Below are 17,551 nucleotides of genomic sequence, written 5' to 3' on the forward strand. Positions count from 1 at the left end.
GGAAGGCTCAATATTCCTGAATTGACGATCTAGTTACCGCCAGAACACTTCTTGGTTTCGACGTTAAACGCACCACATGAGAATGGCTTCGACCAGCTAGAGAACAGTTTTGCCGATTCAGGTAAGTAACTCGACCAAGCATCACCCGCCACTAGTCCAGTGGTTTCCCAAACGATATCAAATTGACCATCGTCTTGGATTTCACCGATCAGGACTGGTTTAGTAATGTGGTGGTTTGGCAGCATGGTAGAGTAGCCGCCAGAAAGGTTAGGTACAGACACGCCAATCAAGGCATCTTGCACAGATTCAGGATCGGTTGTGCCCGCATTAGTGACCGCTTGAGCCCACATATTGAAGCCAACATAGTGCGCTTCCATTGGGTCATTGGTGACACGCTTTTCACTCTTGATGAACGACTGCCACGTTTCAACGAACTCTTCATTAGCTTCGGTATCAACACTCATGAAGTAGTTCCATGCCGCTAGGTGACCTACCAGTGGTTCAGTGTCCATACCTGACAGTTCTTCTTCACCGACAGAGAATGCAATAACTGGGATGTCTTCAGATGAAATGCCTTGAGCGCCTAACTCTTTATAGAAAGGAACGTTCGCATCGCCGTTGACAGTAGAAACCACTGCGGTTTTCTTACCGGCTTCGCCGAACTTTTTGATATCTGAAACAATAGATTGCCAATCAGAATGACCAAACGGTGTGTAATTGATCATGATGTCTTCTTCGGCGACACCTTTATCTTTTAGGTAGGCCTCTAAGATCTTATTGGTGGTACGTGGATAAACGTAATCGGTACCTGCAAGTACCCAACGTTCAACTTCAAGCTCTTCCATCAAGTAATCCACTGCTGGGATCGCTTGTTGGTTTGGCGCGGCACCGGTGTAGAAAACGTTTTTAGAAGACTCTTCACCTTCATACTGTACTGGGTAGAAAAGGATGCTGTTGAGTTCTTCAAAGACAGGCAACATCGATTTACGTGATACCGATGTCCAACCACCGAACACCACATCCACTTTCTCTTTTTCGATAAGCTCACGCGCTTTCTCAGCAAATAGCGGCCAGTTTGACGCAGGGTCAACCACGACAGGTTCTAGCTTCTTACCGAGCAAACCGCCCTTTTTGTTTTGCTCTTCGATGAGCATTAGCACGGTATCTTTTAGCGTTGTCTCACTGATCGCCATGGTGCCAGAGAGTGAGTGTAGAACACCGACCTTGATGGTCTCATCAGCAGCAAACACCGTTGCAGAAGAAAATGAAAGTGTTGTACACAGTGCAGCTAGCGATAAATTGAACACCTTGTTCATGATATTACTCCATAATTGTATTTTTGTTATTCAATTACAGAGTTACAAGAAGAGTGCCAAACTTACAAACCAACGAAATTATTTATAAGTAATTGTATTAATAGAGTTTAAAAGAAACTCACACCAATAGAGTGCATAGCAATCATGTAACTATGTTTCATACTGGTGCAGTGACGGTGGGAATGAACCAAGATGACACATTCCTGTTCTTCAGATACAAAAAAGACCCAACACTTTAGTATTGAGTCTCTGGTATAACATCACCGATAGTCGTTCAAACCATGAGTTTAAGGCTATTCCGCTGGTTGAAATTCGAATTTTACTCTCGACTTTGATTTCAACTCGTTGCAATCACCGTTGCAAAAATAGCTCGCCGCGCCACAGGCTTGAAGCTTCTCAAGTTGGCTGCTGCACTCAGGGCAAAACCCAACTTTAGTAAAGTGAGCCTGACAACTTTCACAGTGATACTTGCCATCCCAAGCTAGCTCAGACTGGCATTTAGGGCAGATATTTTCACTCATTAGCACTTCCTAATTTACTACTATTTTTATAATCTACTACTGATGAAGCTTATGTAGCTTTCGAAACAAACTCTTTAATTCTCGATAGGCTTCTAAGACAGATTGTTGCGTCATTCGTCAGTGCTTTCAATTATATATTTTGGCGCAGATCGTTCTTGTGCAAGATCGTATTAGTTGCTATTGGCAGACTAGATGAGTACGACAGAAAACCGAAGATCATAGGTTGATCTTTTGCTTTATCTGTTTTGATCAGCGATCTACCCTAAAAAGAATATTTATATCACCACACACCGAAAGCATAAGTTACATGTGCTGCATTTCAATTTTATATAGTCATTTATATTAAAATAAACAAAATAAAGCAAAGCAAACAGCATAAGTCATTTCGATCTGTAATCTGAATCATCGAATTACATGCGTCAGCATTTCAATGTGCTGGTCATCTAACTGGGTTAACTTAACGGACAATGCCTTAAGCTCTGACGTATTCTCAATGTGAGTGCCACCACACGGTATAGACACTAAAGTATCAGCATCCAACTGCCACTCCCAGTAACGAGAGTCTGTTAATGCCTCGCCTTCCAGTCTCATTGCTACTGGCGTCGGCTCTGCAAGCCAGCCAGAAATCATCTGATTGATATCAGTTTCAATGCCATCAAGGTTTGCTAGCAGGTCTGCAACGTTCAAGCCCCGTTTCTTCAGAGTTTTACCCAAGCGATACTTGTCGGTACACAACTCTTGAGTCACAAAGCTCGTCACTTGAGCGTAACTATTAAAGTCATAGCTGCCGAGCGGATCTTTTCTGTCGGCATCTTTGCGCCAGTAACTCTCTGCTAAGACTTTATTCAGCGCTAAGGAAGCAATGTGACCTGCGCTGTGACCTCGGCTAAGGCTGGATTGGTACTCTTTATCAACCGACAACACGATTTCGTCGTGAATATTAATCATAGAAGCTGATGCCGATAACTGATGGACAACAACAAATACCCAGCCTTCAGCATCACGCTTAACAGGAATATCTGCTGCGATACAAAGCTTTCCAGTAGATTGTTCTATTGCTCCCACAAGGCAATCTTCAACTGGATATTGCACGTCATCATCAACAGTGACAAATCCTTGGTCTGCCGGGTGATCGGGCCAAATATGACTCACTGGGTGGAAAGGTGTTACGTCGGTGATCAGGTAAGTTTTGCTGTCGTCACTTTCAACGTGCAGCGCCTTTGCGTTGAGCTGCCAAATCTGATGGCAAAATTGAGTGATGGTTGGTGTGATTACTTCAGCTTGTGTGATCAAATCGCTAGTTGTCATATCGTTCTTCTTCTGGAATCTAATCTGGTTCGTTAATCCATAGCGATACAGAGGAACTAATTATGGATTAACGTAAATTTTGCTTAAAAAAATACCCGAGACAGGCTCGGGTATCAAATTTATTAGAAAGAGCTACTTACGACCTTTCATCATGCTCATCATACGCTTACGTTTACGTTCTTGAGAGACTGTTAGCTTGTTTGTCTTAGCCTCAAATGGGTTCTCGCTGTTCTGGAATTGAATGCGAATTGGTGTACCCATAATCTCTAGTGAACGACGGTAGTAGTTCATCAAGAATCGCTTGTATGAATCTGGCAAGTTACGTACTTGGTTACCGTGGATAACGATAATCGGTGGGTTATAGCCACCAGCGTGCGCGTATTTCAGTTTCACGCGACGGCCACGAACCATCGGCGGTTGGTGATCATCAGTCGCCATTTTCATGATACGAGTTAGAACAGAAGTACCAACACGAGTCGTCGCTGACTTGTAAGCCTCTTGAACAGACTCAAACAAGTGACCAACTCCTGTACCGTGAAGTGCAGAAATAAAGTGAATACGTGCGAAATCGACGAAACCTAAACGACGGTCTAGCTCTTTCTTAACGCGATCTTTAACGTCGCTATCTAGGCCATCCCATTTGTTTACTGCAATCACGATTGAACGACCCGCGTTCAATGCAAAGCCTAACAAGCTTAGATCTTGATCCGAGATATTTTCACGGGCATCAATAAGCAGCAATACAACGTTAGCATCTTCAATCGCTTTCAATGTTTTTACTACAGAGAACTTTTCTACGGTTTCATTGATGTTTTTACGACGACGAACACCCGCAGTATCAATTAGAACGTATTCACGCTCATCACGCTGCATTGGAATATAAATAGAATCGCGAGTTGTACCTGGCATATCATAAACAACTACGCGCTCTTCACCAAGAATACGGTTGGTGAGTGTTGATTTACCTACGTTAGGACGACCAATGATCGCTAACTTAATTGGTTGATCTTGAAGGCGCTGGAACTCTTCTTCAGCCTCTTCTTCAGTGAAATCAACTTGCTCTTCTTCTTCGTCTTCAAACTCTGTTAAATCGCTTACTTCACCATTCTCAGCTTTTAGCGCTTCTGCGAATGGGTTAAGAGCAAGGTCAATCAGCGCTGTTACACCACGACCGTGCGCTGCCGCGATTTGGTACATGTCTTCTACGCCTAGTTGCCAAAAGTCAGCACTTGCAGCATCAGGGTCGATACCATCCACCTTGTTTACTACTAGCATTGAAGGCTTTTCTAGCTGACGAAGGTGCTTAGCAATTGCCACATCTGAAGGTGTTAGGCCCGCACGGCCATCTACCATAAATAGGACAACATCAGCCTCGTCAATCGCCGCTAGCGACTGTTCAGCCATTTTAGTTTCAACACCATCTTCAGTACCGTCGATACCACCAGTGTCGATAACAATAAACTCATGCTCACTAAAATGAGCATGGCCATATTTACGGTCACGCGTTAAGCCAGGAAAATCCGCAACCAATGCATCACGAGTTCGAGTCAATCGGTTAAATAACGTAGATTTACCTACGTTCGGACGCCCTACTAGAGCAACAACAGGTACCATAACAACCTCTACAATTTCTTCTCTAAATGTAGTTATAGGTAAACTCTTGTTCGCAAGTTTAAACTCTTACCTATAACCACATGGTTTATTAATTTATAACAACAAAACGGCTCCTAGCTGTTACCAACCAGGAGCCGATTGTGAATTATATCACGCTTTTATTTGCTAATCGTTAGTTTCTTTACATCGCCATTGCGAGTCGTCACTAAGTAGCCTTCAGGCATTTCAATTGGTGCAACCGCAAAGCCGCTATCATCGACTAGCTGTTGAGCAACAAATTCACCAGATGAACGATCCAACCAGTGCAGGTAACCTTCCGTATCACCGACAACTACATAACCGTTAATAATAGCAGGAGCCGTTAGTAGACGGTTTTCTAACAATGGAGTGCTCCAAAGTTCAGTACCACTACGAGCATCAACCGCAACCACATGATCTTTGTCTGTAACCACAAACAAACGACTGCCATCACTCGCTAAGTCTATCGCTGACGAGTAGTTACGTTTCCAAACGGGCTTGCCAGAGCGGAGATCGATAGCGATTAGCTGACCATTGATACCCACTGTATACAGGGTGCCTCCAAGAACAACCGGAGATGCATCAACATCTACTAAACGATCGATTTCGGTTGCACCTTTTGGCGTGCCGACTGGCTGTTGCCAAATAAGCTGACCACGGTCCACGATAGCAGCTGCTAGACGACCATTTGCGGTGCCCCAGAATACACCACCAGAAACCGCTACTGGTGTGCTATCACCACGTAGTGTTAGGCTTGGTACTTCAGTGCTGATGGCCCACTTTTGATCACCCTTGTCTTGATCTAACGCGATCAACATGCCCCGACTGGTATGCACAATAACCATGTTGTTTTCAGTCACAGGTGATGCAAGCACCTCACCATTCACTGACACACGCCATAGCTCTTCACCGGTCGATTCGTCTAACGCGATCACTTCGCCATTTTCAGAACCTAAGAACACTTTGCCGTAAGCTGCTGTTAGGCCACCAGATAAGCGTGCGATCACTTCTTTTTCAAGATCATTTTCCCACAACTTTTCCCCCGTTTCGGGAGCTAGCGCTTTGACAATACCGTCACGGCTCGCGACAAACACTTTGTCGTAAGCAAGCTCTGGCGTCAATTTGGAAAAGTAGTGACCAACACCATCACCAACCGACGTAGACCACTCTTGTTTGGGAGTGAACTCACTGTTTACTGTTGGTACTGGCGCCATGATTACGGTGTCTTCTTCACCTGCACAGCCAGCTAGTAGGCCAAGAGCAATCGCACATAACGCCGCTTTTGGAAACATCTTCTTCATTCAAAGCGCCTTATTTAGCTAGGTCGTCAAGTTTGATTTGAAGCGTTTGGCTCGCATCAACAGCTTGCTGTGCTTCTGTATAGGCACTGTATGCTGCGTCAGTGTCGCCTTTACGAAGTGAGATATCACCACGCAGCTCCGCAACACGGCCTTTCCAAGATTCATCAGTCATTGCAGCAAGGTCAGTCAATGCTGCGTCAAATTCACCTTGCTCAGCTTTAATACGTGCAACACGGTATGTAAGCAGAGGCTCAAGTGCCACATCTTTCGTTGCCGATTTTGCCCATTCAAGTTGTTCAAGTGCCGCCGTTAGCTCACCCGCTTGTACTTGTGCTTTTGCAAGTTGCATTGCAGCAAGTACTGAGTACTCAGCGTCTTTGTTTGCATCGATGAAAGCTTGAATATCAGATTGAGCCGCAACGCCTTTTGCATCAAGCGCTGAAATTACAGAAGTGTAGCTTTCCGAAGCAGCTTCACGCGCTTCGACGACTGAATCTTGATAATAGCGCCAACCAAATAGACCACCTAAACCAATAACTGCACCAAAGATTACGGCTTTACCGTTCTCTTTCCACCAATCTTTAATGGCTTCAACTTGTTGCTCTTCGCTATCGTAAAGTTCCACTTCCTGTCCTCTTTAATTCTTTAAACGCCAGCATAGTGCTGACGTTAGTATTCATTATGAGCGTTTGCTCAATGGTTTAGATTAGCGCAGCCACTTTCTCTGCAACTTCCGTTTGAGACACGGTTTCTTGCACGCCGCCAACCAAATCTTTTAGCACGACAGTATTGTCAGCAACTTCGTTCTCACCAAGCACGAGTGCCACAACAGCACCTACTTTGTCAGCACGCTTGAATTGCTTCTTGAAGTTACCGCCACCGAAGTGGTTCATCACTCGTACACCTTCTAGGTTGTCGCGTAATTGATTCGCTAACTTCATGCCCGCGATCATTGTACCTTCACCAGCAGCAACCATATATACGTCAACGCTACGGCGAACTTCTGTTAGTTCTAGCGTTTCCATCATCAAAACCAGACGCTCTAGACCCATTGCAAAACCAACCGCATTTGTTGCTTTGCCGCCTAGTTGCTCAACAAGGCCATCGTAACGGCCACCGCCACACACTGTACCTTGTGCACCAAGGCTGTCGGTGATCCACTCAAATACGGTACGGTTGTAGTAATCTAAACCACGTACTAGACGTTCATTAACTTGGTATTCGATACCAACAGCGTCAAGAAGTTCACACAAACCAGCAAAATGTTGCTTCGATTCTTCACCTAAATATTCAGATAGTCGAGGTGCGTCACCTAAGATAGCTTGAACATCAGGGTTTTTAGTATCAAGTACACGTAAAGGGTTGGTGTGCATGCGACGTTTACAGTCTTCATCTAGCACATCAATGTGTTGCTCTAGGAAGGCCACTAACGCAGTGCGGTAGCTTACACGATCTTCTTGAGAACCAATTGAGTTCAGCTCTAGTCGAACGTGCTTATCGATGCCTAGCTCACGCCATAGACGTGCTGTCATCATGATAAGTTCTGCGTCAACGTCTGGACCGTCTAGGCCAAACACTTCAACACCACATTGGTGGAATTGACGGTAACGACCTTTTTGAGGACGCTCGTGACGGAACATAGGGCCCATGTACCATAGGCGCTGTTCATCACGGTTGATAAGGCTATTTTGAATACATGAACGTACACAACCTGCTGTGCCTTCTGGACGCAGCGTTAGGCTATCGCCATTGCGGTCGTCAAAGGTGTACATCTCTTTAGAAACAACGTCTGTCTCTTCACCAACTGCACGGCTAAATAGGTTTGTTTCTTCAACGATAGGCATACGTACTTCGTTGTAACCGTATGCGCTCACCACGTTTTTAACTGCGCTTTCTACTTTTTGCCACAGTGGTGATTGAGTTGGAAGGCAGTCGTTCATGCCTCGAATTGCTTGAATATTTTTAGCCACAGTATTTATTCCGTAATTTCTCACGACCAGATGTTAGTGCGAATAGACAATCACACCTCATCGTGTTGTATTAATCTTCTAAATTTTCTACATCAATGCGATTTGCTTTATCAAGCACCGATGCTTTTGCTCGGATCTTCGCTTCAAGCTTGTCGACAAGGTCATCGTTGTCAAAACGCTCTTTCTGACGCTTACCGTCTTCATAGAAGGCACTCTTACGTGCACTACCCGCTAGACCTAAGTGAGACACTTCAGCTTCACCAGGGCCGTTAACCACACAACCGATGATTGATACATCCATTGGGGTAATAACGTCTTCTAAGCGCTCTTCAAGAGCGTTAACGGTGTTAATAACATCGAACTCTTGACGAGAACAGCTCGGGCACGCAATGAAGTTGATGCCACGCGAACGAATACGCAAAGATTTAAGAATATCAAAGCCGACTTTTATCTCTTCAACAGGATCCGCCGCGAGTGAGATACGCAGCGTATCGCCGATACCTTCAGACAATAACATACCTAAACCAACGGCTGACTTCACAGAACCAGCACGAGCACCGCCCGCTTCGGTAATACCAAGATGAAGTGGTTGGTCAATCTGTTTGGCGAGCAAGCGATAAGAACCGACGGCTAAGAATACATCCGAGGCCTTAACGCTGACTTTAAACTGATCAAAGTTCAGACGGTCTAGGATATCTACATGACGCATCGCGGATTCAACAAGCGCTTCTGCTGTAGGCTCTGTGTATTTCTCTTGGATCTCTTTTTCAAGAGAGCCGCCGTTAACACCAATACGAATCGGAATATTCATATCGCGAGCGCAATCCACAACAGAGCGGATACGGCTTTCGTTACCGATATTACCGGGGTTGATACGCAGACAATCTACGCCATATTCTGCCACTTTAAGGGCAATACGATAATCAAAATGGATATCAGCAACCAAAGGAATAGAAACTTGCTGCTTAATTAGCTTAAACGCTTCAGCGGCATCCATAGTTGGTACAGATACGCGAACGATATCAGCGCCAACTTTTTCCAAAGCTCGAATTTGAGCCACGGTCGCGGCTACATCAGTTGTTCTTGTGTTGGTCATGGATTGCACAGCAATTGGCGCACCATCACCGATCGGCACATCACCCACATAAATACGGGTTGATTTGCGACGAATAATAGGAGATTCGTGTTGCATATTAACTCTAAGGTAAGGTTATTCTAGCTACTTTGCCTGAAGTATACCCAGAAAGGTCGACAGGTTCACTTGCAAATGTCATCGATACGCCCTCAGGTGCACCTAGAATCACTTTGTATGGCGCCGTTCCTGAAAGATTGAGTGTCTGACCTGCTTTTTTGATACCGGTAGACAAAGTCTTGCCTGCCGCATCTTTTACTTGAATCCAACAATCAGCAGAAAATTGCATAACGAGCTGATTAGCTACAGATTCGGGAGTTACAGCTTCTGGTTCAGCAACAACAGAGTCAACCTCTGCGGCTGCTTGGGTTTCTTCAACTTGCGTGACTGTATCTGAAGATTCAGCAGCACTAACCACGGTAAGAGCATCAACACTTTCGATAACGGCTAATGAATCTAACTCAGGAGTAAGCGGCTCTTCAACCACCAGCTCTTCTGGGCTCTCAGCATTGACCAGAGATTGAGATAAAGTGTCTTGTTGTTGATTCTGCCACCACCACAATGAAGAGATACCAGCAATAACAGCGAAGATACTCCAAGTCAGCAACATAATGCGACTGTTGTGCTTCTCGGTTTTTGTTTTACGAGAAAAGCTCAACATTTCTTGTTCTTGATGTTGAGCATCACCTGCATGGTGAAGTGCGCTCAGTACAACTTTTTCATCAAGGTTGACGTATTTCGCGTATGAGCGAATGTAACCACGCATGAAAGTCGCCACTTGATCTGACTCAAATTGGTTTTCTTCGATTTGTTGTATCAAAGTAACGCGAAGCTTTAAGCGATCAGAGATCTGTTTTTGTGTAAGACCAAGAGACTCGCGTTTATTTTTGAGAAGCGTCCCCGCCTCCAAAGCTGGAGCAACGGTTTCTTGTGTTTTTGTATCGTGTTCTGTGTTCATAAAAAGTGAACTTCTAAAGATTATCGCAGGTTGATGAGAGCATTTTTATTATCGTTTAAGCTCAATCTAGCAACCCACTTTATGTGAAATTTGTCTTGTTACCTAAATCATCAACCCTTAAAGACGAACATCACTCATAATATTATGAATGATCCTCTCAGGAAGCTAGTTTATCAAGTAGCCAACCTAAATAGACATATTGATGATTAGTAACAAGCGAGCACTTAAATTAATTTAAGGTTATTTAATCATAAGCTAATGCCATTGCAAGGCAAAAACACTTTAAACAAAATTTACCGTCAGCTCATGCTTTTGTCCAAAATTTGACGAAAAGTGTAAGAAAGTACAGAGAAGAAGCTCAAAATGACAAAACCTCTCCCCCTGAAAAGCAACAAGCCAGAAGTAATGCTTCTGGCTTGTTTAAGTTCAACTATCTTTTATACCGCTTTTACTTCAATCACACCACCTGCAATCAAGTTCGCTTCTGATGCGGCTTTGATCATTTTAGTGCGCTTGGTTCTATCAATCACATCACCCACTAACTGCCCACATGCGGCATCAATGTCATCACCACGAGTTTTACGAACGGTTACGGTATAATTGTATTCCATTAATGTTTTTTGGAAGCGATCAATACGAGAGTTGCTTGGCTTCTTATAAGGCGATCCCGGGTAAGGGTTAAATGGAATTAAGTTAACCTTACACGGCGTGTCTTTCATTAACTCTGCAAGCTCACGAGCATGGTCCATATCATCATTCACATGATCCAATAGAACGTACTCAACCGTTACTTTACCGCGATTAGCATTTGAAGAAGCAATGTAACGACGAACAGACGCTAGGAAATCTTGAATATCCCAACGATCATTAATCGGCATGATCTGGCTACGTAGTGCATCGTTTGGCGCGTGTAGAGAGATAGCCAACGCAACATCAATGTTGTCTGTCATTTGGTCAAGGCCAGAAACAACACCAGACGTTGATACGGTTACACGACGCTTAGACAGTGCGAAACCTAGATCATCAAGCATGATTTCTAATGACGGCATTAGGTTCTTCATGTTTAGCAGGGGCTCACCCATCCCCATCATTACGACGTTAGTAATTGGGCGACGGCCAGTTTCTTTCTCGAGGCCTATTTCACGAGATGCACGCCAGATTTGGCCAACGATCTCTGAAACTTTTAAGTTACGGTTAAAGCCTTGTTGAGCAGTAGAACAGAATTTACATTCAAGCGCACAACCAACTTGAGACGATACACATAACGTCGCACGGTCACCATCTGGGATGTATACGGTTTCAACATCTTGATCGCCAACGCTCATTGCCCATTTAATTGTGCCGTCTGAAGAGTGTTGAGCTTCTGAAACAACTGGTGCAACAATCTCACAACGACGCTCAAGTTTTTCACGTAACTTTTTGTTGATGTTGTTCATTTTTTCGAAGTCATCAACACCGAAATGATAAATCCACTTCATCACCTGCTCTGCTCGAAACGCTTTCTCATTCAGTTCTTCTGCGAAAAATTGACGAAGACCTTTACGATCAAAATCGAGTAGATTGACTTTAGCTGTGGTCATGATGCCTCTCAATGACGGAACAATAATTAAGGGCGCGAATTGTACAGGCTTTACGCAACTTCAACAAGCATTGTAAAACCCTGTGTTTATTAAGACATTCAAACTTAAGCGATTAAAACTTGAACAATTTAATTTATTGGCCTGAGATTACCCAATTTAAAGAAAATATTCCCGACTGCACTTCTTCGTAGTTTCGGGAGTAACGTAAAACCACTTACAAAAAAGGCTTCACCGAAGTGAAGCCTTTATTGATACTTACTGTTGTCTGCTTACTCAGCAGGACGCGGGCAAATTTCAGATTCTGGGAAGAAGAATTCGATTTCGCGAGCTGCAGACTCGGGGCTGTCGCTGCCGTGTACTGAGTTGTAACGCATGCTGATTGCGTAGTCAGCACGGATAGTACCGCAAGCCGCTTGTTCTGGGTTAGTTTTTCCCATAAGTTCACGGTAACGAGCGATCGCGTTTTCGCCTTCAAGCACTTGAACCATGATAGGGCCAGAAGTCATGAACTCTTTAAGTGGTCCAAAGAACTCTTTACCTTCATGTTCTGCGTAGAAGCCACTCGCTTGCTCTTCAGTTAGACGAACCATTTTAGCAGCAATAATTTCTAGACCTGCTTTCTCGATACGGTGGTAGATTTCACCAACAAGGTTACGCTTAACTGCATCAGGCTTAACAATTGAGAACGTTCTTTCTAGAGCCATAGGGATTCCTTCACTTCATTTTTTGTTATTAAATACTGAAAGTACTGAGATCATTCGATCTTAGTGTTATGAATAAGCGGCATTAAATACCGCGCACTCTTATTATTATTTTGCTTGGTCGATAAGAAGACGAGCCAGAGTACGGACACCCATACCAGTCGCACCTGCCGACCATTTATCACTTGCAGACTTACGGTAAGTACCCGCGCAGTCCATATGAATCCAACCTTTTTTGTAGTCATCAACAAAGTAAGAAAGGAACGCAGCTGCTGTACTTGCACCCGGAGAGTAATCCCCTGAGCTTATGTTTGAGAGATCAGCAAAGTTAGAAGGCAACATACCACGGTGGAAATCAGCAAGAGGTAGTGGCCAAAGGCCCTCTTTCTCTTGGTTTGCCGCCGTTAGTGCTTGATGAGACAGCTCATCATCGAAGCTTAATAGCGCGTGGTAGTCGTTACCTAATGCGTTTTTAGCCGCACCGGTTAGTGTTGCGCAGTCGATGATCAGCTCTGGGTTTTGTGCACTTGCGTACATCAAACCATCAGCAAGAACCAAGCGGCCTTCCGCATCAGTATTCATGATCTCAACCGTCTTACCATTTTTGTAGGTAATGATGTCACCAAGCTTCAACGCACGGCCAGAGATCATATTCTCTGCACAGCATAAGATAAGTTTGATACGCTTGTTTAAGCCACGCTCAATCGCAAGGCCTAGACCACCCGTAATGGTTGCCGCGCCGCCCATGTCAGCCTTCATTGCAGTCATGAATTGACCAGGCTTAATGCTGTAGCCGCCTGAATCGAAAGTGATACCTTTACCGACTAAACAAGCAAATACCGGCGCGTTTTCATCACCGGTTGGGTTGAAGTCCAGTTGAAGCATCGCAGATGTGCGTTCAGAGCCACGACCTACCGCGTAGATGCCTTCCCAACCTTCGGTTAGTAGGTCTTTGTCTTTAACGATTTTCGCTTTAACTGTGCCCGTAGGAGCCACTGACTTGATGTATTCGGCAGCCATCGTCGCTAATTGACGAGGTGCCACTTCTTCAGCGGTTTTGTTGATAATGTCACGAGTCCAATCAGTAGAACGAATGCGAGCCTCTAGTTCAGCTTGGTCGGCTTCTGAAAGTGCATCCCACTCCAATGCATTCTTTTTCTTTGGTCCACGGTAGCCTTGATAAAAAGCCCAAACACTTTCGAGATCCCAACCTTCACCACGAAGTGATACGAATGCAATACCTTGTCCATCAAGCGTACGACCAGCACGTTGAACCGCGCCTAAATCGTGGCCTTCGCCAATATGAATTGTCGATCCCGCTTCAGAGAACGATAAAATAGCTCTTTCTCCCCACTGAGGCTGGGCAGCTTCTTGACTTAAAAATACAGACATCTGTGTAGACATGATTTCTCCTTGTCATGAACCACCTTGCTTGAGTGGCTCGGTTATTTTTTATTAGCGCACTGATGTTAGCATTATGTAGAAGTAAAATGTCATTTTGATAAAAAACGGACCATAAGGTCCGCTTTTTTAGTAAGAATTGTTAACTTGGCTGCGTTTTATATTGGACAGATCCCAACCCACGACCAAATCATCAGACAAGAGGCTTAGTCCATCTCATCCATCCAGCACAAAATAATCGCCTCTAAGATTTTCTCATTAGAGTGATTAGGCTCGTCATCAAACTCTTCAAGGTCTAGCACCCACTGATGTAAATCGGTAAAACGTACCGTTTTAGGATCAGTATCTGGGTACAAATCACATAGTTCAATTGCGATATCTCGCGAATCAATCCACTTCAAGCTCATAACACTTCCTTATATTTATCAGCGACGCTCTGTCACCTTTATGATCTATACTTTAGGTCAGTTTTGTTAAACCGTTATCTCAGTCATGGCGAAACCACCATAACTGCAGAGAAGTTCTTAGTGATCTTCAGACGCTAGGTTCAATGTGTACTTTGGAATCTCAACAACTAGGTCTGTATCAGCCATTTTAGCTTGGCAACCAAGGCGAGATTCCATTTCTAAGCCCCATGCTTTATCCAGCATGTCGTCTTCTAGGTCATCACTCTCTTCTAAAGAATCGAAGCCTTCGCGAATCACAACATGACATGTAGTGCAGGCGCATGACTTTTCACACGCGTGTTCAATACCAATACCGGCCTTCAATGCAACATCAAGAACCGTTTCGCCAGTTTTTGCTTCTAAAACAGCGCCCTCTGGACATAGTTCTTCGTGAGGTAAAACAATAATCTTTGGCATGCTTATCTATTCTCTAACTATTAAATATTATCGACTGACTGACCTGACAGTGCAGCACGAATTGATTTATCCATACGACGAGAAGCAAAGTCTTGGCTCGCTTTGTCGATATTCTTAATTTCTAGTTCAATGGCATCAGCATTGTCGCCATTACGCACTTCAATCAACACTTCAATCGCTTGAACAAGTTGCTGTTTCCCTTGTTCATCTAGGAGCTCGTCACCATCAGCTTGCATTGCAGCAATCAAGCCTTCGATAACACGATCAGCTTCTACGCGTTGTTCCGCAAGAGCACGTGCTTGCATGTCTTCTTTGGCAAACGTCATCGAGTCTTTCAGCATGTTAGACACTTCGTCGTCGCTTAGGCCGTAAGAAGGTTTAACCTGGATTTCTGCTTGAACGCCAGTGCTCTTCTCCATAGCGGTAACCGATAATAGACCATCAGCATCCACTTGGTAAGTCACACGAATGTGCGCCGCTCCCGCTGTCATTGGGGGAATGCCTTTTAGAGCAAAACGAGCCAGTGAACGACAGTCGTCAACCATTTCACGTTCACCTTGCACGGTGTGCACTGTCATTGCAGTTTGACCGTCTTTGAACGTGGTAAACTCTTGTGCGCGAGCCACAGGGATCGTGGTATTACGAGGGATGATTTTTTCAACCAAACCGCCCATGGTTTCAATACCTAAGGAAAGCGGGATAACATCCAGTAATAACATTTCAGAATCAGGCTTATTGCCGACCAAGATATCCGCTTGAATCGATGCGCCAATCGCAACCACTTCATCAGGGTTAATGCTGGTTAGTGGTGTACGACCAAAGAAGTCACCGACCATTTCACGTACAAGCAATGTGCGAGTAGAACCACCAACCATGACCACTTCGAGAACTTCGTCCGCGTCAACTTCCGCATCTTTCAGTGCACGACGGCACGAAAGCAGTGTTTTCTTAACCAGCGGCTTGATGATCTCTTCAAACTCTTCACGAGTTAATGAACCAGACCAACCAAGCACTTCAACATCAACACTTTCAGCTTCAGATAAGCCAATCTTCGCTTCTGTTGCTGCATCTAGCAGAATACGATTCTGTTCTGCTGTTAGTACTGATAAGCCCATTTTCTCTTGAAAGTGCTCCGCGACTAAATGGTCAAAATCATCACCACCTAATGCAGAGTCGCCACCCGTTGCAAGTACTTCAAAGACGCCTTTCGATAGGCGTAAGATAGAGATATCAAACGTACCACCACCTAAGTCGTAAACGGCAATGATCCCTTCTCTACCTGAATCTAATCCGTACGCAATGGCTGCAGCCGTTGGTTCATTCAAAAGACGTAAAACATGGAGACCAGCAAGCTGTGCTGCGTCTTTAGTACCTGCACGTTGTGCATCATCAAAATACGCAGGAACGGTAATCACAGCACCAGAAAGCTCTCCACCTAACGTGGACTCAGCACGTTGGCCTAGCGCTCGCAGAATATCTGCAGATACTTGAATTGGGTTCTTGTTACCTTGCTCTGTGCGAATCACAGGCAAACCATTATCACTTTCTTCAAATTGATATGGCAGAGATGGGTATCGCTGTTGAATATCTGACAGTGAACGACCGATTAATCGCTTTACTGAGATAATGGTATTTTTAGGATCAGTCTGTGCACTTGCACGCGCTTCATCACCAGTTGTGTATGACTCTGACTGATAGTGAACAACGGAAGGCAAAATACTGCGGCCTTGTTGGTCCACGAGTGTGCTCGCCTCACCACTGCGCACTGCCGCAACCAATGAGTTTGTTGTACCTAAATCAATACCCACAGCAAGCTTGTGCTGGTGAGGAGCGGCGCTTTGCCCTGGTTCTGCTATCTGAAGTAGTGCCATGGATGTGTCCTTGTTATGCAAACTAGCCGATCAGACGATCTTCAACTAGCTCAATTTCATTCTTTAATTTTGCAATAAACTTAAGCTTTCTTACCCGGTCTGCTGCCTCTAACCAAGCTTCGCTGTCGAGTTCTTGTTGGATAGCACTTAGTTGTTGTTTATACATTTTGCTAACCTTTCCTTCAAATGCTAGTAATGCATCTTCAGGGTTAGAACTGTCGGCAATACCTTCAAGCTCTTCACGCAACTCCATCTGCTCCATTAGAAACATTGGATCTTGCATGGTTTGCTGCTCACCGCGAATATCCTCACCGTGTTGAATCAACAGGTATTCAGCACGGCTGATTGGATTCTTCAACACCTGATACGCATCATTGATTTGTGCCGCTTTTTGCACGGCCAATAAGCGATCACGCTCAGAAGCTGTAGCAAATTTATCAGGGTGGAATTGGCGTTGTAGATCTCTAAACTGAGAAGAAAGAAGGCTACCATCCAGTTGAAACTGAAGTGGTAGCCCAAATAATTCGAAATGATTCATTTAACGGTGGTCCTAAGTTTAGGCTTTTTAAACAAAGCCTAATTTTATTCTTCGCTCACAATAAACGCTTAACGATAGAAGTGTTTATACGTTGAAGCTCTCACCACAACCACATTCGCCTTTGGCATTAGGGTTGTTGAATTCAAAACCTTCGTTTAGGCCTTCTTTGACATAATCAAGCTCAGTACCGTCTAGGTAGACTAGGCTCTTTGGATCAATGATAACCTTCACACCTGAATGCTCGAACACTTCGTCTTCTTCGTTAAGCTCGTCAACGAATTCTAGTACATACGCCATACCCGAACAGCCAGTCGTTTTTACCGCTAAGCGTAACCCGATACCTCTACCTCGGTTATCTAGGAAAGCTTGAACTCGGCTTGCTGCCGTATCTGTCATGGTGATGGCCATACTACAACCTTGTGTTTTATATAAATAGAGAACTCAGGGGGAGCACAAAGG

17 protein-coding genes are annotated in these 17,551 nt (G+C 44.5%); all 17 read right to left on the reverse strand.

Annotated features, from left to right (window positions below; genetic code table 11):
• Window positions 1–29: 29 nt before the first annotated feature.
• The 17 genes from urtA to iscA all read right to left on the reverse strand — a co-directional run bounded on the left by urtA (window position 30) and on the right by iscA (window position 17,500).
• Window positions 30–1,316: an urea ABC transporter substrate-binding protein gene (urtA, locus tag OCV24_RS11140; protein WP_004735113.1), complete on the reverse strand. Its 1,287-nt coding sequence runs from the start codon at window positions 1,314–1,316 to the stop codon at window positions 30–32.
• A gap of 293 nt (window positions 1,317–1,609) precedes the next feature.
• Window positions 1,610–1,837, reverse strand: coding sequence for a zinc ribbon domain-containing protein (locus tag OCV24_RS11145; RefSeq protein ID WP_017056199.1), 228 nt, complete (start codon window positions 1,835–1,837; stop codon window positions 1,610–1,612).
• 402 nt (window positions 1,838–2,239) lie between these two features.
• Entirely contained in the window at window positions 2,240–3,145 is a 906-nt protein-coding gene (locus OCV24_RS11150; RefSeq protein ID WP_150879196.1) for an alanyl-tRNA editing protein, read from the reverse strand.
• A 132-nt stretch (window positions 3,146–3,277) separates the two neighbouring features.
• Window positions 3,278–4,759 (reverse strand): ribosome biogenesis GTPase Der, encoded by a 1,482-nt coding sequence (gene der / locus OCV24_RS11155; protein WP_017056197.1) that lies wholly within the window; start codon window positions 4,757–4,759, stop codon window positions 3,278–3,280.
• A gap of 158 nt (window positions 4,760–4,917) precedes the next feature.
• Window positions 4,918–6,078 carry an outer membrane protein assembly factor BamB gene (bamB, locus tag OCV24_RS11160; RefSeq protein ID WP_136978775.1) on the reverse strand — a complete coding sequence of 387 codons (1,161 nt, stop codon included), beginning with the start codon at window positions 6,076–6,078 and terminating at the stop codon, window positions 4,918–4,920.
• A 10-nt stretch (window positions 6,079–6,088) separates the two neighbouring features.
• Entirely contained in the window at window positions 6,089–6,703 is a 615-nt protein-coding gene (locus OCV24_RS11165) for a YfgM family protein (protein ID WP_060468409.1), read from the reverse strand.
• A gap of 76 nt (window positions 6,704–6,779) precedes the next feature.
• Window positions 6,780–8,048, reverse strand: a complete 1,269-nt coding sequence (gene hisS, locus OCV24_RS11170; protein ID WP_077680738.1) for a histidine--tRNA ligase — start codon at window positions 8,046–8,048, stop codon at window positions 6,780–6,782.
• A gap of 70 nt (window positions 8,049–8,118) precedes the next feature.
• On the reverse strand, window positions 8,119–9,240 hold the full coding sequence (gene ispG, locus OCV24_RS11175) for a flavodoxin-dependent (E)-4-hydroxy-3-methylbut-2-enyl-diphosphate synthase (RefSeq protein ID WP_046223650.1): 1,122 nt from the start codon (window positions 9,238–9,240) through the stop codon (window positions 8,119–8,121).
• 7 nt (window positions 9,241–9,247) lie between these two features.
• Complete coding sequence (locus tag OCV24_RS11180; protein WP_077680739.1) at window positions 9,248–10,138, reverse strand: RodZ domain-containing protein; 891 nt, start codon at window positions 10,136–10,138, stop codon at window positions 9,248–9,250.
• 437 nt (window positions 10,139–10,575) lie between these two features.
• On the reverse strand, window positions 10,576–11,718 hold the full coding sequence (locus OCV24_RS11185; protein ID WP_017056191.1) for a bifunctional tRNA (adenosine(37)-C2)-methyltransferase TrmG/ribosomal RNA large subunit methyltransferase RlmN: 1,143 nt from the start codon (window positions 11,716–11,718) through the stop codon (window positions 10,576–10,578).
• Between the two features lie 269 nt (window positions 11,719–11,987).
• A complete protein-coding gene (gene ndk, locus OCV24_RS11190) occupies window positions 11,988–12,422 on the reverse strand; it encodes a nucleoside-diphosphate kinase (RefSeq protein WP_017056190.1) in 435 nt (144 codons plus the stop codon).
• 105 nt (window positions 12,423–12,527) lie between these two features.
• Window positions 12,528–13,823: an aminopeptidase PepB gene (pepB, locus tag OCV24_RS11195; RefSeq protein WP_046223648.1), complete on the reverse strand. Its 1,296-nt coding sequence runs from the start codon at window positions 13,821–13,823 to the stop codon at window positions 12,528–12,530.
• A gap of 203 nt (window positions 13,824–14,026) precedes the next feature.
• Window positions 14,027–14,227 (reverse strand): Fe-S cluster assembly protein IscX, encoded by a 201-nt coding sequence (gene iscX / locus OCV24_RS11200; RefSeq protein WP_004740335.1) that lies wholly within the window; start codon window positions 14,225–14,227, stop codon window positions 14,027–14,029.
• A gap of 117 nt (window positions 14,228–14,344) precedes the next feature.
• The gene (gene fdx / locus OCV24_RS11205) at window positions 14,345–14,683 is read right to left on the reverse strand and encodes an ISC system 2Fe-2S type ferredoxin (protein WP_017056188.1); all 339 of its coding nucleotides are present in this window, start codon (window positions 14,681–14,683) and stop codon (window positions 14,345–14,347) included.
• A gap of 20 nt (window positions 14,684–14,703) precedes the next feature.
• Window positions 14,704–16,554 (reverse strand): Fe-S protein assembly chaperone HscA, encoded by a 1,851-nt coding sequence (hscA, locus tag OCV24_RS11210; RefSeq protein ID WP_017056187.1) that lies wholly within the window; start codon window positions 16,552–16,554, stop codon window positions 14,704–14,706.
• Between the two features lie 22 nt (window positions 16,555–16,576).
• Window positions 16,577–17,092: a co-chaperone HscB gene (gene hscB, locus OCV24_RS11215; RefSeq protein WP_150879197.1), complete on the reverse strand. Its 516-nt coding sequence runs from the start codon at window positions 17,090–17,092 to the stop codon at window positions 16,577–16,579.
• A gap of 84 nt (window positions 17,093–17,176) precedes the next feature.
• Window positions 17,177–17,500, reverse strand: coding sequence for an iron-sulfur cluster assembly protein IscA (iscA, locus tag OCV24_RS11220; RefSeq protein WP_077680741.1), 324 nt, complete (start codon window positions 17,498–17,500; stop codon window positions 17,177–17,179).
• Between the last annotated feature and the right edge of the window lie 51 nt (window positions 17,501–17,551).

This window comes from Vibrio kanaloae, from assembly GCF_024347535.1.
Classification (GTDB): Bacteria; Pseudomonadota; Gammaproteobacteria; order Enterobacterales; family Vibrionaceae; genus Vibrio; species Vibrio kanaloae.

Excerpts from the sequence above, each read along its gene's own strand:
- urtA (WP_004735113.1), bottom strand. The coding sequence starts at position 1,316 with ATGAACAAGGTGTTCAATTTATCGCTAGCTGCACTGTGTACAACACTT.
- OCV24_RS11145 (WP_017056199.1), bottom strand. The coding sequence starts at position 1,837 with ATGAGTGAAAATATCTGCCCTAAATGCCAGTCTGAGCTAGCTTGGGAT.
- OCV24_RS11150 (WP_150879196.1), bottom strand. The coding sequence starts at position 3,145 with ATGACAACTAGCGATTTGATCACACAAGCTGAAGTAATCACACCAACC.
- der (WP_017056197.1), bottom strand. The coding sequence starts at position 4,759 with ATGGTACCTGTTGTTGCTCTAGTAGGGCGTCCGAACGTAGGTAAATCT.
- bamB (WP_136978775.1), bottom strand. The coding sequence starts at position 6,078 with ATGAAGAAGATGTTTCCAAAAGCGGCGTTATGTGCGATTGCTCTTGGC.
- ispG (WP_046223650.1), bottom strand. The coding sequence starts at position 9,240 with ATGCAACACGAATCTCCTATTATTCGTCGCAAATCAACCCGTATTTAT.
- OCV24_RS11180 (WP_077680739.1), bottom strand. The coding sequence starts at position 10,138 with ATGAACACAGAACACGATACAAAAACACAAGAAACCGTTGCTCCAGCT.
- OCV24_RS11185 (WP_017056191.1), bottom strand. The coding sequence starts at position 11,718 with ATGACCACAGCTAAAGTCAATCTACTCGATTTTGATCGTAAAGGTCTT.
- ndk (WP_017056190.1), bottom strand. The coding sequence starts at position 12,422 with ATGGCTCTAGAAAGAACGTTCTCAATTGTTAAGCCTGATGCAGTTAAG.
- pepB (WP_046223648.1), bottom strand. The coding sequence starts at position 13,823 with ATGTCTACACAGATGTCTGTATTTTTAAGTCAAGAAGCTGCCCAGCCT.
- iscX (WP_004740335.1), bottom strand. The coding sequence starts at position 14,227 with ATGAGCTTGAAGTGGATTGATTCGCGAGATATCGCAATTGAACTATGT.
- fdx (WP_017056188.1), bottom strand. The coding sequence starts at position 14,683 with ATGCCAAAGATTATTGTTTTACCTCACGAAGAACTATGTCCAGAGGGC.
- hscA (WP_017056187.1), bottom strand. The coding sequence starts at position 16,554 with ATGGCACTACTTCAGATAGCAGAACCAGGGCAAAGCGCCGCTCCTCAC.
- hscB (WP_150879197.1), bottom strand. The coding sequence starts at position 17,092 with ATGAATCATTTCGAATTATTTGGGCTACCACTTCAGTTTCAACTGGAT.
- iscA (WP_077680741.1), bottom strand. The coding sequence starts at position 17,500 with ATGGCCATCACCATGACAGATACGGCAGCAAGCCGAGTTCAAGCTTTC.